The organism is uncultured Roseovarius sp. (assembly GCF_947259555.1).
In the GTDB taxonomy this organism is placed as follows: domain Bacteria; phylum Pseudomonadota; class Alphaproteobacteria; order Rhodobacterales; family Rhodobacteraceae; genus Roseovarius.
In genome coordinates this window covers 1-13,618 of the sequence record NZ_CAMYMD010000033.1, presented here as the reverse complement: position 1 = coordinate 13,618, position 13,618 = coordinate 1, and the positions used below count along the sequence as shown (strand labels likewise).

Genomic DNA, 13,618 nt, shown 5'->3' with positions numbered 1-13,618 from the left:
CGTCGGTGCGCCGCGAGGCGGTGCGCCATGCTGATTCAGGACCATGATCGCGCGGGCGGATACTGGGGGGCGGTCTATGCCTTCTGCGCCGTCAAGGGATTGCAGGTGGTGATCGACGGGCCGGTGGGCTGCGAGAATCTGCCGGTCACATCCGTCCTGCATTACACCGACGCGCTGCCGCCGCATGAGTTGCCCATCGTGGTGACGGGCCTCGGTGAGGGCGAGATGGGTGCGGGCACCGAGGAGGCGATGAAGCGCGCCTGGGGTACGCTCGATCCGGCGCTGCCTGCCGTGGTCGTGACCGGCTCCATCGCCGAGATGATCGGCGGCGGGGTGACGCCGCAGGGCACCAATATCCAACGTTTTTTGCCGCGTACCATTGATGAGGATCAATGGCAGGCCGCCGACCGGGCGATGACGTGGCTCTTTACCGAATGGGGCATGACCAAGGGGCGCATGCCACCCGAGAAGAAACGCGAGGAGGGCAGCCCCCCGCGCGTCAATATCCTCGGGCCGATGTATGGCACGTTCAACATGCCGTCTGATCTGGCCGAGATCCGTCGCCTTGTCGAAGGCATCGGGGCCGAGATCAACATGGTGATGCCAATGGGCGCGCATCTGGCCGAGATGCGTAACCTGGTGAACGCCGATGCGAATGTCGTGATGTACCGTGAGTTTGGCCGGGGTTTGGCCGAGGTTCTGGGCAAGCCCTATCTGCAAGCGCCGATCGGTGTCGAGTCGACCACGTTGTTCCTGCGTAAACTCGGCGAGATGCTGGGGCTTGACCCGGAACCGTTCATTGCCCGCGAGAAACATTCGACACTGAAACCGGTCTGGGATCTGTGGCGCAGCGTCACGCAGGATTTCTTTGCCACCGCGAATTTCGGGATCGTCGCGGGGGAGACCTATGCGCGCGGCATTCGCAACTACCTTGAGGGCGATCTGGGCCTGCCCTGTGCCTTTGCCGTGGCGCGCTGCGCGGGCACCAAGACGAACAACGAAGACGTGCGGTCGATGGTGCATAACAAGCGCCCGCTGATCCTGATGGGGTCGATCAACGAGAAGATGTATCTCGCTGAGATGAAGGCCGGTCACGGGCCGCGCCCGACCTTCATCCCGGCATCGTTCCCCGGTGCCGCCATCCGGCGCGCCACGGGCACGCCGATGATGGGCTATGCCGGGGCCACGTATCTCTTGCAGGAAGTGTGCAACGGGCTGTTTGACGCGCTCTTTCATATCCTGCCTTTGGGGTCCGAGATGGACGCCGGGTCGGCCACGCCGACGCAGCTGCGCCGCGATTTTCCGTGGGATGCGGATGCCGCGCGCGAGCTGGAGCGGATCGTGGCATCCCACCCCGTGCTGACCCGAATTTCCGCCGCCAAGACGCTGCGCGACGCTGCCGAGGAGGCAGCACTGCGTCAGGGCGACGAACGTGTCGTTCTGGAGACCATCCAGGCGTTTTCCACACTTCCGACAGCATCCGACAAGGAGGATCTGACCGATGACTGACATGACATCCAACCCGCCGCAACGGAGCCGCGCGGGCCGCCCGCGCAGCGCGGAATACCACGTGTATTTCTTTTGCATCTTCTTTGTCGCCATCCCCTTCGCAACGCTGCGTTGGATGCGCGACGTGATCCGTCACCGCACCCTCAACCTGCGCGGCCCGCTGGCGCGCGCATGGCTCGAGGCGGACCGGGTGACGCCAATGATTTTCTCGGTCTGAGCCGCAATGGCCCATGACCGAGACACCAGCTGCCTGCCCGGAAGGGCGGACAGAAACCTGAGGGACCACGAAGGGCCCAAAGGACCCGGCCGCGGGGTTCGCGGCGTCAGCATAACTATCCGGAGGAAAGTTCATGGCTGATAAATCCGACCTGTCCTTCACAGGTCTCACAGACGAGCAGGCCCAGGAGCTGCATTCTGTCTATATGAGCGGTCTTTGGCTGTTCTCGGCAATTGCAGTGGTTGCACATATCGCAACCTTCATCTGGTTCCCGTGGTTCTGAAGAAAGGGGTTAGAAAATGGCTAAGTTTTACAAGATCTGGCTGATCTTCGACCCCCGCCGCGTTTTCGTGGCGCAGGGCGTGTTCCTGTTTCTGCTGGCAGCGATGATTCACCTCGTGCTTCTGAGCACCGACGGTTTCAACTGGTTTGAAATCGCGGCTGCCAAGTACGGCCAGTGATCACGCTGTTCTAAAGCCCGCTGCGGGCGCGGCCCGGTGCCCCGCCCGCAGCTATCAAGATCAAAATGAACTGGCCTCTCGGGCGGATGCCGCCCCCGTGGCCGAACGCGGAGACTTAAGACGATGGCTTTGCTCAGTTTCGAACGCAAATACCGGGTCCGCGGGGGGACGCTGATCGGCGGCGATCTGTTCGACTTCTGGGTCGGACCGTTCTATGTCGGCTTCTTCGGGGTCACGACGGCCTTTTTCGCCCTGCTTGGGACCATTCTTATTTTCTGGGGGGCCTCGCAACAGGGCACCTTCAATCCCTGGCTGATCAATATCGCGCCGCCTGACCTGAGCTATGGTCTGGGCCTGGCGCCGCTCATGGAGGGCGGGCTGTGGCAGATCATCACGATCTGCGCCACCGGTGCCTTTGTCAGCTGGGCGCTGCGCGAGGTGGAGATCTGCCGCAAGCTGGGGATGGGCTATCATGTGCCCTTCGCCTTCAGCTTCGCGATCCTCGCCTATGTCACGCTGGTGATCTTTCGTCCGCTCCTGATGGGGGCGTGGGGCCATGGCTTTCCCTATGGCATCTTCAGCCATCTCGATTGGGTCAGCAACACGGGCTACGCCTATCTGCATTTCCATTACAACCCGGCGCATATGCTGGCGGTGACGCTGTTCTTCACCACCACGCTGGCTCTGGCGCTGCATGGTGGTCTGATCCTGTCGGCGGCGAACCCCGAAAAGGGCGAAGACATGAAGACGCCCGATCACGAGGACACGTTCTTTCGCGATTTCATCGGCTATTCGGTGGGCACGCTGGGGATTCACCGGCTGGGTTTCCTGCTGGCGATCAACGCGGTCTTTTTCTCGGCGGTCTGCATCATCATCAGCGGCCCGGTCTGGACCAAGGGCTGGCCCGAATGGTGGAACTGGTGGCTCGAGCTGCCGATCTGGCCCTCTCAGGTAGGGATGTGAACCATGATTGAATATCAGAATATCTTTACGCAGGTGCAGGTGCAGGGCACGCCCGAAATGGGCATGGACGACACCGGCGGACGGCTCTCTGCCGAACGCTCGGGCAAGCCCTTCTTCTCCACCCTTGTCGGTTGGTTGGGCAATGCCCAGATCGGGCCGATCAACCTCGGGATGCTGGGGGTGGTGAGCCTTGCCAGCGGTCTGCTGTGGTTCTTTATCGTCGGCATGAACATGCTGGCGCAGGTGGGCTGGTCCTTGCCTGAGTTCCTGCGGCAGCTCTTTTGGCTGGCGCTGGAGCCTCCGGGGCCGGAGCATGGCCTGTCAATGCCGCCGCTGAATGACGGGGGCTGGTATATCATCTCCTCGTTCTTCCTGCTGGTGGCGGTGCTCGCGTGGTGGGCGCGCAGCTATCAGCTCGCGGCGAGCCACAAGATGGGCAAGCACGTGTTCTGGGCGTTCGGGTCGGCGATCTGGCTGTTCCTGGTGCTGGGCCTCTTTCGCCCGGTGCTGATGGGGTCATGGTCGGAGGCGGTGCCCTACGGTATCTTCCCGCACCTCGACTGGACCACGGCGTTCTCGATCCGCTACGGCAACCTCTACTACAACCCGTTCCACTGTCTTTCGATCGTGTTCCTCTATGGCTCGGTGCTGCTCTTTGCGATGCACGGGGCGACGATCCTCGCGGTCACCCGCTACGGCGGCGACCGGGAGTTGGAGCAAATCGTCGACCGGGGCACGGCAAGCGAGCGCGCCGCTCTCTTCTGGCGCTGGACCATGGGCTTTAATGCCACAATGGAGGGTATTCACCGGTGGGCCTGGTGGTTCGCGGTGCTGACGCCGATCACCGGCGGGATCGGTATCCTGCTGACGGGAACCGTAGTGGATAACTGGTTCATCTGGGCACAGGAGCACAATTTCGCGCCCATGTATGACGGCTCTTACGGCTACGAGGCTTACGGCTCCTACGAAGCCTTCATCGGACAGGAGGAGTGAGTCATGTTTCCAAGATGGTTTGACAAATGGAACCGCGAGAACCCCAAGGACATCTATGGTCCTGCCATTGCCATCGGGGTGATCGGGGGGGCGGTCTTTACCGCGACCATGCTGATCGCCTTTGGTGCGCCCTATCAGACGGACAGTCTGCAAACGGGTCCACGCGGCACCGGCATGTCGCGCCCCGAGTTCAAGACCGATCTCGCCAAACCGGACCCGGGGATCGAGGCGTTTCTCGCCTCGACCTCCGATCCGGTGGTGCCGCAGGGCGGCGAAGAGACCGCCGGAGAGGCGCGTGAGAACGTGCCGCCGGGGCTGGAGGGGTTGACGGTCGAGAACTATGACCGGCTGCTTGCCGCGATGCGCGAATGGACAGGTATTCCCGATCTCTTCGACGATCCGGCAAGCTATCAGACCAGCGTCGGCCACGTGATGATCGGCATGACCCAGAATCTCAACGAGAACTGGGCCGGTCATGTCATGGCCAACAAGGAGGTGGGTGTGACCTGTTACACCTGCCACCGTGGCGAGCCGGTGCCGTCGGATATCTGGTACAAGATCAGCCCGGTGAACGAGAGCGCCGAAGGCTGGTCGGCCAATCAGAACCGTGTGACGATGCAATCGCAATACACCTCTCTGCCGTCGGATGCGCTGGAGAAATACCTGCTCGATGGCGAGATAATCGCCGTGCATGACCTCGACAGCCGCGTTGCGGGTGTGCCGGGCACGGATGGTTATCCGGGCATTCAGCAGGCTGAGCGGACCTATTCGCTGATGAACTATGTCAGCAATTCGCTCGGGGTGAACTGTGTGTTCTGTCACAATTCGCGGGCCTTCTACGACGGCTCTCAGGTGACGCCGCAATGGGGCACCGAGATGCTGGGTATCCAGATGGTTCTGGAGCTGAACAACACCTACCTGGTGCCGCTCGAAGGGCTGTTGCCCGAGAACCGGCTTGGCCCGGTCTATGCCGACGCGCCCAAGGCGGCCTGCAAGACCTGCCACAAGGGCTATCAGCAGCCGTTGCAGGGCACCAATGTGATCAAGGACTGGCCGGAGCTTGCCACCGTGAGTGGTGAGCCGGATTACAGCAACTGATCCAAGCGCGGGGGCGCGGATGATCGCGCCCCCGCCGCAGGCTTTGCGCCGCCCTCGCGCGGGTGGCGATGCGCCACCGAGGAGGAGGCCGACATGACCCAAGAGACCCCCAAGACACCGCTGCTGGACCGGATCGCCGGGCCGTCGGACCTGCGACAGATGCCGGATGACACCCTGGCCCTCTTGGCAGACGAGTTGCGCGCCGAGGTGATTTCGGCCGTGTCGGAGACAGGCGGGCATCTGGGATCGTCCCTCGGGGTGGTGGAATTGAGCGTGGCGATTCACGCGGTCTTCAATACGCCGATGGACAAGCTGGTGTGGGACGTGGGCCACCAATGTTATCCGCACAAGATCCTGACCGGGCGGCGTGACCGTATCCGCACGTTGCGGCAGAAGGACGGGCTGAGCGGGTTCACCAAGCGGTCCGAGAGTCAGCATGACCCATTCGGGGCGGCGCATAGCTCCACCTCGATCAGCGCCGCCCTTGGCTTTGCCGTGGGGCGCGACATGGGGCAGGCGACGGGCGACGCCATTGCCGTCATTGGCGACGGGGCGATCAGCGCGGGCATGGCCTATGAGGCGCTGAACAACGCAGGCGCCGAGGGGCGGCGGCTGTTCGTGATCCTGAATGACAACGAGATGAGCATCGCCCCCCCGGTGGGCGCGATGTCGTCCTATCTGAGCCGGATGTATGCCAGCGAGCCGCTGGCGCGTGTGGCGTCATTGGCCGAAGGCTTCGAGGCGGCGCTGCCTGCGCCGATGCGCGACGGCGCGCGCCGGGCGCGGCAGCTGGTGACGGGGCTCACGGGCTCGGGCACGCTGTTTGAGGAACTTGGATTCCAGTATGTCGGTCCCATCGACGGGCATGACATGGGGCAATTGCTGGCCGTGCTGCGCGCGGCGCGGACGCGGGCGACGGGGCCGGTGCTCATTCATTGCTGCACCGTCAAGGGCAAGGGCTATGCCCCCGCCGAGGATGCCGCCGACAAGGGGCATGGTGTGTCGAAATTCGACCCCTCGACCGGGGCGCAGGCGAAATCCAAACCCGGTGCGCCGTCCTATACGTCGGTTTTCGGGCAGGCGTTGACCGATGAGGCGGCGCGTGACGAGCGTGTCGTCGCGGTGACGGCGGCGATGCCGGACGGCACCGGCGTGTCGAAGATGGCGGAGCGGTTTCCGTCCCGTGTCTTTGACGTCGGGATTGCAGAACAGCACGGGGTGACCTTTGCCGCCGGGATGGCGGCGAGTGGGCTGCGGCCGTTTTGTGCGATCTATTCGACGTTCCTGCAACGTGCCTATGACCAAGTGGTGCATGACGTGGCCTTGCAAGGGCTGCCGGTGCGGTTTGCGATTGACCGCGCGGGGCTGGTGGGGGCGGATGGCGCGACCCATGCCGGGGCCTATGACATCGCCTATCTGAGCAACCTGCCGGGAATGACGGTGATGGCCGCCTCGGACGAGGCCGAGCTTGTGCATATGGTCGCCACGGCGGCGGCACATGATGCGGGGCCCATCGCGTTTCGTTATCCGCGCGGGGCAGGCACTGGGGCGGCGCTGCCCGAGCGGGGCACGGTTTTGCCCATCGGCAAGGGCCGGGTGGTGCGAGAGGGCAGTGATGCCGCGATCCTGTCATTCGGGGCGCATCTTGGCGAATGTCATGCGGCGGCGGAGTTGCTTGCCGCCAACGGCCTTTCGGTGACGATCGCCGATGCGCGTTTTGCCAAGCCGCTCGACACGGAGCTGTTGATGCAACTCGTGAGCCATCATCGTGCGCTCTTTACAGTAGAGCAAGGGGTTGAGGGCGGATTCGGCTCCCTCGTGATGCATGCGCTTGCGCGTCGGGGTGCCTTTGACAAGGGATTGGTCCTGCGCAACATCTGCCTGCCGGATCGTATCGTGGAGCAGGCCAGCCCGGCCGAGATGTATGCCGATGCGGGCATGACCGCAGAGGATATCGCGGCAGAGATCCGCGCGGCGATCGCTGGCTGTGCCGATGTCGTGCCGTTGCGGCAGGTGCGCTAGGTACTATGGCGTGCCGGGGACGGTGATGCTCTCGAGATAGGCCCAGACATCGCGGGCCTTGGCGGTGTCGCGCAGCTTGAAGGCCATTTTGCCCCGCGCGTCCGGGTCGTCGAGGTAGTCGCGCAGATAGGCGGTCGCGTCCTTGACATAGACCACGAAATCCTCCTCGTTCCAGCGCAGACCGGCGCGGCCTGCGGCGACCATCGATGTGGAATAGTGAAAGCCCGGCACGCTCCCTGCGTGCCGCCCGATCACACCGTAAAGATTGGGGCCTGTGCGACCGCCGCGCACGACGGGGGTGCCGGTCTCATCGACAACCGAATGACAGACCCGGCATTCCTTGAAGATCTGCGCGCCGCGCGCCATGTCTGCCGCTAGTGCCGGGGCTGGGGCAGCGATCAGGACAATCGCAATGATCGCGCTTAGGTTGAGCATTTTAGCGCCTCTTCGCGTGTGCTTGCCTAGTCTATAGGTGGTCAGCCATAGCGAGGAGTCAATGCGAGCGCGCAGGGCCTCACGCGGTTGTCAGCTATTGTCAGGCCACCGCATGCGCCAGCGCGCATTGTTTCCACAGCACCGTCAGCGCCGTCACCAGGTGGTCGATATCGGCCTCCGAGTGCAGCGGTCCGGGGGTGAAGCGCAGCCGTTCGGTGCCCTTGGGGACGGTGGGATAGTTGATCGGCTGCACGTAAATGCCCCAGTCGCGCATCAGGATATCGGCGAGCATCCGGCATTTGACAGGATCCTTGATCATCACCGGGATGATGTGGCTCTCGTTGTCGAGATGTGGGATGCCGCGCGCGTCGAGTAGGCTACGCAGCCGGGCCACTTGTGCGCGCTGCGCCTGTCGCTCGTCGTCCGATTGCTTGAGATGCGCGATGCTGGCGGTCGCGGCGGCGGCCACGGCGGGGGGCAGGGCGGTGGTGAAGATGAATCCCGAGGCAAACGAACGGATGAAATCGCACAGGCTGGCCGAGCCGGTGACATAGCCGCCCATGCAGCCATAGGCCTTGCCCAATGTGCCTTCGATCAGGGTGATCCTGTGGGCGAGGCCACGTTCCTCGGAGACGCCGCCGCCGCGCGGGCCGTAGAGGCCCACGGCGTGCACCTCGTCGAGATAGGTCAGCGCGCCGTGTGTCTCGGCGACCTCGACGATCTCCTCCATCGGGCAGATGTCGCCATCCATCGAATAGACGCTCTCAAAGGCGACGATCTTGGGCGCGTTGGCGGGCAGGCGGGCCAGCTTGCGGTCGAGATCCTCGGGGTCGTTATGCTTCCAGATCACCTTTTGCGCGCGACTGTGGCGGATGCCCTCGATCATGCTGGCATGGTTGAGCTCGTCCGACAGGATCACCGCATCGGGCAACCGGCTGCCAAGCGTCGAGAGCGCGGCCCAGTTCGACACGTAGCCGGAGGTGAAGAGGAGCGCGTCCTCCTTGCCATGCAGGTCGGCCAGCTCACGCTCGAGCAGCAGGTGGTGGTGATTGGTGCCCGAGATGTTGCGGGTGCCGCCTGCACCTGTGCCGCATTGGTCGATCGCGTCTTTCATGGCCTCACGCACGACCGGGTGCTGCCCCATGCCGAGATAGTCGTTGGAGCACCAGACCGTCACCTCGTCGGGGGCGTCGGCGTCATGGCTCTTGGCCTTGGGAAACTCGCCGCAGCGCCGCTCCAGCTCGGCGAAAATGCGGTAATTTCCCTCTGTGCGCAGGGTGTCCAGCTGCGCGTCGAACATGGCGTCAAAATCCATGATGTCCCTCCGGTCTTGTCTTTTTAGGTGCGTGTTTGGGCGCGGGCAGCATCCAGCGCCAGAGTTTCGCATCCGGCACCGGCAGCACCATCAGCCAATGTTCGAGAAGGGCCAGCGCGGTGATCGCCGACAGGAGCGCAAAGCCGACCACCTCGCCCGGTTGGCCCGCGGAATAGAGCCGCTCCAGCCAGCAGGCCACGGCGAGGCTGAGCGCGGTCACCGAGCCGGGGAAGAACCAGCCCACCGGCGCGATGCGGAAATGGCTGCCTAGATGCGACAGCGCGCGGGGGATGAACTCGGTATTGATGCGCGGCACGCCGAAATAGAGGTTCAGCTTGGCGGTGACGCGGGCGAAATAGAGCACCGTGAAGGTCCAGAGCCCAAAGGTATTGGCAGCCTCAAAGCCGAAGATCCAGACAAGGATCAGCACGCCGGTCAGCAGCATCTCGTGATAGGCGACGGTGCCCCAGGCGCGGAGGAACCGCTCCCATTCCGGCAGATGCGCGGGGCAGGGGCGGCGATTGGGGCCGGTGATCGCGCCGGTGAGAAAGCTGAGCTCGATCCAGCCCCAGATCGCCAGCGCCGAGAGGAACGCGCCATAGGCGGCACCCACGCCGGTCAGGCCCGATGTCGCCTCATAGCCCCAGATCCCTGCGCCCAGAACCGGCAGCGCCAGGATCACCGCGCGGCGGCCCGCCGCATCGCCGCGCCGCTCGCAGAGGCGCACGACAATCAGGATCGCCCCGGTGGCGAACCACCAGAGAAAAAGCGCCATCAGGGCTGCGATCCAGGGGCTATGCACGTCTATTCCTTCATCTTGCCGGAAATATCCCGGGGGGTGTGGGGGGCTGGCCCCCCACGTGGGGCTGTGGGTGTGGGGGGCTGGCCCCCCACTTGGGGCTGTGGTGTGGGGGGCTGGCCCGCCACGTGTTTAGTAAGCCGGCTCCAGCCGGGTGCTGGCCGGCACCGCGTGTTTCTTGGCCGGGATGGTGTAGAGCCCGACAAAGGCCGCCGCCGCGCGTGTCTGCGCGCCGACGCTGCGCAACCATGCGCCGACGCCTTTTTCGGCCTTGGCGCGGGCCAGATCGGCATTGGCCTTTTGCAGCCGGACCAGACCCGCAGCCCACCGCGGGTTGTCGATATCGAGCGTGATCGGGAAGATCTGCTTGGTGAGCTCAGACGTCTTGGTAAAGACCTCGTTGGCGTACCAGTCAGGTTCGACGCCGAGGGCCTCGTGGAACTTGGGCCGCTGGTGATCGCGGACATACATCGTGGCGTAAACGGCGGTCAGGAAGAACTTGATCCAGAGCACGTTCTTGCCGCTTGTCAGCTTGGGGTCGGTCTTCATCAGCAGGGCAAAGGCCTCGCCGTGGCTGAACTCGTCATTGCACCACTCGTGGAACCACTTGAAGATCGGGTGAAAGCGGTGTTCGGGGTGCTGTTCCAGATGCCGGAAGATCGTGATGTAGCGGGCATAGCCGATCTTTTCCGACAGATAGGTGGCGTAGTAGATGAATTTGGGCCGGAAATAGGTGTATTTCTTCTTCTGGGTCAGGAACCCGAGGTTGACGGCCACCCCCGCCTCGCGCAGGGCGTCGTTGATGAAGCCCGCATGCCGGGCCTCGTCGCGCGCCATCAGTTGAAAGAGCTGCGTGATGTCCTTGTTGTTGCCGCGCCGCTTCATTTCCTTATAGAGCACGCAGCCCGAAAACTCGGCTGTGCAGGAGGAAATGAGGAAGTCGATGAACTCCTTTTTCAGCCCCGGCTCCATTCCGTCCCAATCGACGTGGTCCCAGTCCTCGTTCTTCTTGAAATGGCCCTTGTTGGGGTCGGCCTCCATCTGGTCGATGAGCTTGTCCCAATCGGCGCGGACGGAAGAGACGTCGATCGCGTCAAGCTCGTCGAAATCGGTGGTGTAAAAGCGCGGCGTGAGCAGGGTGTTCTGCATCGCCACCTCGGTCGCGGCCTTGCTGTCGAACTTGGCCTGTTCTTCCTGGATGGCGAGGCCTTCTTCGACGGTGGTCGCGTCGGCGGAATGTTTCACGAGGGCATTCATAGCGTCACCTCCTCGGAGAACGAGAATTCGCAAAGCTCCATCACCTCGAAATCTCCGGTCATCCGGGTCCAGAGGCGCTCGAGCCCGCTGGCGCGGACGATTGTGGCGTCGCGATCCTCGGAGACCACCTCGCCGAAGGGCGCCATGATCTCGGGGCCGTGCACCTTCACCTCGTCGCCCGGATAGACCGTGGCACCGTTGTTGAAGCGCACATGCGCGTGGAGCGATTCAAACTTGTGACTGATTTCAACCGTACAGGGCGCGTGTTCGATTTCCTTGGTAAGCCATCCCATTATTGGCCTCCTTTCTCAGTTTGCCAGCAGCTTTGCGAAGGCTGCGGCGTTATCCGCGCCGAACCCCATGAGGTCGGCGCGCCAGCCTGTGCTGGGGTCGTGGATCGAGAGGCGGCCGTTTTCGTGGCGTCTCACGGTGACCGGCCCGGTGCGGGCCACGTCGTGTTTGATGCGTTCGCGGTTGATCACCCGTTCGACGCCGGCGATAAAGCCGCCCTCTTCGGGGGAGAGGTTTGCGATGACGCTGCCATTGGCGTCGAGCACGGTGGCGCGGCCGCCCATGTCGCCCGAGAGGAACATTTGCCGTTCCAGCACCACCGCGCTGTTGGGCGGGGTGGAGACGAGCGGCGCGTCGGTGAGCCGTGCGTAGCTGACGATGGCCAGCACCGACAGCACCAGCACCAGCATGGCGCGGACCATCATCCGGGGGACAAGGTCGCGGTTGCTCGGGGTCTTGTATCTCGGGGCGCTTGCGTCGGTCATCGTCTCGGCTCCTTTGTTATTCGGCGGCCATCGCGGGGCGCGCTGTGGCGCGCTCGACGCGGGGTGTCGCGATCCGTGTCTCGGCCGCCTCGGAGATCATCGCGGCGATGCGATCCGCCTCGGGGATGCAGCGCAGCGCGGGCTGCGTGCGGCGCATCACCCAGGGGCGCACATGTGGCCAGCACACCAGATACGACAGGCGCGTGTCGCCCATCAGGTCAAAGGCGATGGTGCCGGTGCCGCGCTTGCCGGGCCTATAATCGGCGCGGCCGATCTGGGTGTAGGGCAGGTTGAGCGTCACCGTGAGCGCCGCCCCGATCCGCATGGCCACGCGGCGGTTGGTCACCGTGTAGACGGTGGCGCGGGCCTGCACATAGCCCACGATCATCAGCATCGCGCAGACCACGGCCCCCATGATCACGAGCGGGAGCGCGGCGGCAAAGGCGGTGACCAGCGGCATCTGGTCGATCAGCGTGATGAACCGCCACGCCGCCAGCACCCCGAAATAGCCCGCGACCCAGGGCAGGCTCAGCGCCTCGACGCTCAGCCGCCACCAATCGGGCTTGCCCTGCCACAGGATGCGCTCGCCCTCGGGCGGGGTCTCGGGCAGGCCGGGGACGGGTTCAACGGCAAAGTCGTCATGGCTCATGGTCTTGGTCCTTATCCCAGTTGCGGCTCGAGCCGCGCCTCGGAGGCGTAAAGCGTGCCGCCGCCGTAATAGCCCGCGATCTTGTCTTCTTCGAGCAGCGTCACCTGACGCGGCGAGGCATGCACTGGCACGCCCGCGAAATGCTCGCCGAAGATCGAGCGGATCTGCACCCGGTCCGAGCGGATGCGCGCGAAGGTCATCGGCACCAGCCGTTTGCCCTCACCCCAGGGGGCCTGCAATTCGATCTCGAGATAGCGCACCAGTTGCTCGGGTTCGTCGAGCCACATGTCGGTGACGGTGCCCACGACCTCGTGATCGCCGGCCTGCACCTCAAGCCCGCGCGGATCACGGCCGGCGGCTACCACGAAATGTTCGGTCGCCGACATCGGCACAATCTTGGGGTGGCCGTGGCCGTCAAGCTCGGGAATGTCGCGGCGCGGGGCCCAGGAGGCGGGGCCGACACCATCGGCCAACGGATCACCCGTCGGCACGAAGGGAAAACCGTTGCCTGCGGCGGTCTTGGCGAGTGCTATATCGGTGCGGTCGGGGTTCTGGCCCGAAGGCACGGTCACCTCGCCACGGCCATGCGGCAGACGAAACGTCTTGTCGCTCGGCACCGGGAACAGGCCCTGATTGGCGGACGGGTTGCCGTCGTCATCCTCAAGCGGGTAGCCCTCGCGCATGTTCTCGCGCTGAATGTAGAAGATCAGCACCGCGAAGAAGCCGTAGAACAGCCAGAGCGAGAGGCTCGCGAGGTCGAAATTTCCAAAGAATGGCTCGGTCATGTCAGATTCCTTTCGAGCGAACATTGGTCATGAGGGGAACTCGGCCAGCCCGATGCGGCCGCCCTCCGATTGCGATATGCTGCCGCGCGGGGTCAGCCGGACGAGCGGCCCCAGCACGACAAGGGTGAGAAAGAGAAGCGCGATTTCCGCGTGATAGACGAGGGAATAGCCGGTGGCGTTGGTCGCCAGCGCCTCGCCCCAGGCCCCCGAGAGCGCCACGTGATTGACCACATCGCGCAACGCCCCGCCGATGGCGATCGAGAGTCCCGCCGCCGTGGCCTGTGCCGCCCCCCATGCGCCGAGGGCGAGGCCGTGGCCGCTGCCGCCCTCGCGCGCCAG

Annotated in this window: 17 protein-coding genes; 8 read left to right on the top strand and 9 right to left on the bottom strand. The window is 64.2% G+C overall.

Going from position 1 to position 13,618, the window contains the following annotated elements; genetic code table 11:
- Positions 1–27 precede the first annotated feature (27 nt).
- The 8 genes from bchZ to dxs all read left to right on the top strand — a co-directional run bounded on the left by bchZ (position 28) and on the right by dxs (position 7,263).
- Positions 28–1,509 carry a chlorophyllide a reductase subunit Z gene (gene bchZ, locus Q0X85_RS06045; protein WP_297770358.1) on the top strand — a complete coding sequence of 494 codons (1,482 nt, stop codon included), beginning with the start codon at positions 28–30 and terminating at the stop codon, positions 1,507–1,509.
- Positions 1,502–1,726 (top strand): cytochrome PufQ, encoded by a 225-nt coding sequence (gene pufQ / locus Q0X85_RS06040; protein WP_050662774.1) that lies wholly within the window; start codon positions 1,502–1,504, stop codon positions 1,724–1,726. The genes bchZ and pufQ overlap by 8 nt, the downstream gene beginning before the upstream one ends.
- Positions 1,727–1,859: 133 nt before the next feature.
- Positions 1,860–2,009 (top strand): light-harvesting antenna LH1, beta subunit, encoded by a 150-nt coding sequence (pufB, locus tag Q0X85_RS06035; protein ID WP_050662775.1) that lies wholly within the window; start codon positions 1,860–1,862, stop codon positions 2,007–2,009.
- Positions 2,010–2,025: 16 nt separating this feature from the next.
- A complete protein-coding gene (gene pufA, locus Q0X85_RS06030; protein WP_297770349.1) occupies positions 2,026–2,187 on the top strand; it encodes a light-harvesting antenna LH1, alpha subunit in 162 nt (53 codons plus the stop codon).
- Positions 2,188–2,310: 123 nt separating this feature from the next.
- Positions 2,311–3,150, top strand: coding sequence for a photosynthetic reaction center subunit L (gene pufL, locus Q0X85_RS06025; protein WP_297770346.1), 840 nt, complete (start codon positions 2,311–2,313; stop codon positions 3,148–3,150).
- A gap of 3 nt (positions 3,151–3,153) precedes the next feature.
- Positions 3,154–4,143 carry a photosynthetic reaction center subunit M gene (gene pufM, locus Q0X85_RS06020; protein WP_297770343.1) on the top strand — a complete coding sequence of 330 codons (990 nt, stop codon included), beginning with the start codon at positions 3,154–3,156 and terminating at the stop codon, positions 4,141–4,143.
- A 3-nt stretch (positions 4,144–4,146) separates the two neighbouring features.
- A complete protein-coding gene (pufC, locus tag Q0X85_RS06015; protein WP_297770340.1) occupies positions 4,147–5,241 on the top strand; it encodes a photosynthetic reaction center cytochrome PufC in 1,095 nt (364 codons plus the stop codon).
- Positions 5,242–5,334: 93 nt separating this feature from the next.
- Positions 5,335–7,263, top strand: coding sequence for a 1-deoxy-D-xylulose-5-phosphate synthase (gene dxs / locus Q0X85_RS06010; RefSeq protein WP_297770337.1), 1,929 nt, complete (start codon positions 5,335–5,337; stop codon positions 7,261–7,263).
- Between the two features lie 3 nt (positions 7,264–7,266).
- Here dxs and Q0X85_RS06005 read toward each other — a convergent pair whose 3' ends face one another.
- The 9 genes from Q0X85_RS06005 to Q0X85_RS05965 all read right to left on the bottom strand — a co-directional run.
- The gene (locus tag Q0X85_RS06005; protein ID WP_297770335.1) at positions 7,267–7,698 is read right to left on the bottom strand and encodes a cytochrome C; all 432 of its coding nucleotides are present in this window, start codon (positions 7,696–7,698) and stop codon (positions 7,267–7,269) included.
- Positions 7,699–7,798: 100 nt separating this feature from the next.
- Positions 7,799–9,013 (bottom strand): 5-aminolevulinate synthase, encoded by a 1,215-nt coding sequence (gene hemA / locus Q0X85_RS06000; RefSeq protein WP_297770332.1) that lies wholly within the window; start codon positions 9,011–9,013, stop codon positions 7,799–7,801.
- Positions 9,003–9,815, bottom strand: a complete 813-nt coding sequence (gene puhE, locus Q0X85_RS05995) for a putative photosynthetic complex assembly protein PuhE (protein WP_297770329.1) — start codon at positions 9,813–9,815, stop codon at positions 9,003–9,005. Before puhE ends, hemA begins: the two co-directional genes overlap by 11 nt.
- Positions 9,816–9,944: 129 nt before the next feature.
- Positions 9,945–11,069, bottom strand: a complete 1,125-nt coding sequence (gene acsF / locus Q0X85_RS05990; RefSeq protein ID WP_297770326.1) for a magnesium-protoporphyrin IX monomethyl ester (oxidative) cyclase — start codon at positions 11,067–11,069, stop codon at positions 9,945–9,947.
- Positions 11,066–11,362 (bottom strand): hypothetical protein, encoded by a 297-nt coding sequence (locus Q0X85_RS05985; protein ID WP_297770323.1) that lies wholly within the window; start codon positions 11,360–11,362, stop codon positions 11,066–11,068. Before Q0X85_RS05985 ends, acsF begins: the two co-directional genes overlap by 4 nt.
- A gap of 15 nt (positions 11,363–11,377) precedes the next feature.
- Complete coding sequence (gene puhC / locus Q0X85_RS05980) at positions 11,378–11,845, bottom strand: photosynthetic complex assembly protein PuhC (RefSeq protein ID WP_297770321.1); 468 nt, start codon at positions 11,843–11,845, stop codon at positions 11,378–11,380.
- 16 nt (positions 11,846–11,861) lie between these two features.
- On the bottom strand, positions 11,862–12,494 hold the full coding sequence (gene puhB / locus Q0X85_RS05975) for a photosynthetic complex putative assembly protein PuhB (RefSeq protein ID WP_297770319.1): 633 nt from the start codon (positions 12,492–12,494) through the stop codon (positions 11,862–11,864).
- Between the two features lie 11 nt (positions 12,495–12,505).
- The gene (puhA, locus tag Q0X85_RS05970) at positions 12,506–13,279 is read right to left on the bottom strand and encodes a photosynthetic reaction center subunit H (RefSeq protein ID WP_297770316.1); all 774 of its coding nucleotides are present in this window, start codon (positions 13,277–13,279) and stop codon (positions 12,506–12,508) included.
- A gap of 27 nt (positions 13,280–13,306) precedes the next feature.
- A partial coding sequence (locus tag Q0X85_RS05965; RefSeq protein WP_297770313.1) for a PucC family protein occupies positions 13,307–13,618 on the bottom strand: 312 nt, incomplete at its 5' end.

Bases quoted from the DNA above. Each gene is read 5' to 3' on its own strand.
- bchZ (WP_297770358.1), top strand. From the start codon at position 28: ATGCTGATTCAGGACCATGATCGCGCGGGCGGATACTGGGGGGCGGTC.
- puhB (WP_297770319.1), bottom strand. From the start codon at position 12,494: ATGAGCCATGACGACTTTGCCGTTGAACCCGTCCCCGGCCTGCCCGAG.
- pufB (WP_050662775.1), top strand. From the start codon at position 1,860: ATGGCTGATAAATCCGACCTGTCCTTCACAGGTCTCACAGACGAGCAG.
- puhA (WP_297770316.1), bottom strand. From the start codon at position 13,279: ATGACCGAGCCATTCTTTGGAAATTTCGACCTCGCGAGCCTCTCGCTC.
- Q0X85_RS05985 (WP_297770323.1), bottom strand. From the start codon at position 11,362: ATGGGATGGCTTACCAAGGAAATCGAACACGCGCCCTGTACGGTTGAA.
- pufA (WP_297770349.1), top strand. From the start codon at position 2,026: ATGGCTAAGTTTTACAAGATCTGGCTGATCTTCGACCCCCGCCGCGTT.
- acsF (WP_297770326.1), bottom strand. From the start codon at position 11,069: ATGAATGCCCTCGTGAAACATTCCGCCGACGCGACCACCGTCGAAGAA.
- pufQ (WP_050662774.1), top strand. From the start codon at position 1,502: ATGACTGACATGACATCCAACCCGCCGCAACGGAGCCGCGCGGGCCGC.
- pufC (WP_297770340.1), top strand. From the start codon at position 4,147: ATGTTTCCAAGATGGTTTGACAAATGGAACCGCGAGAACCCCAAGGAC.
- Q0X85_RS06005 (WP_297770335.1), bottom strand. From the start codon at position 7,698: ATGCTCAACCTAAGCGCGATCATTGCGATTGTCCTGATCGCTGCCCCA.
- hemA (WP_297770332.1), bottom strand. From the start codon at position 9,013: ATGGATTTTGACGCCATGTTCGACGCGCAGCTGGACACCCTGCGCACA.
- puhC (WP_297770321.1), bottom strand. From the start codon at position 11,845: ATGACCGACGCAAGCGCCCCGAGATACAAGACCCCGAGCAACCGCGAC.
- pufL (WP_297770346.1), top strand. From the start codon at position 2,311: ATGGCTTTGCTCAGTTTCGAACGCAAATACCGGGTCCGCGGGGGGACG.
- pufM (WP_297770343.1), top strand. From the start codon at position 3,154: ATGATTGAATATCAGAATATCTTTACGCAGGTGCAGGTGCAGGGCACG.
- dxs (WP_297770337.1), top strand. From the start codon at position 5,335: ATGACCCAAGAGACCCCCAAGACACCGCTGCTGGACCGGATCGCCGGG.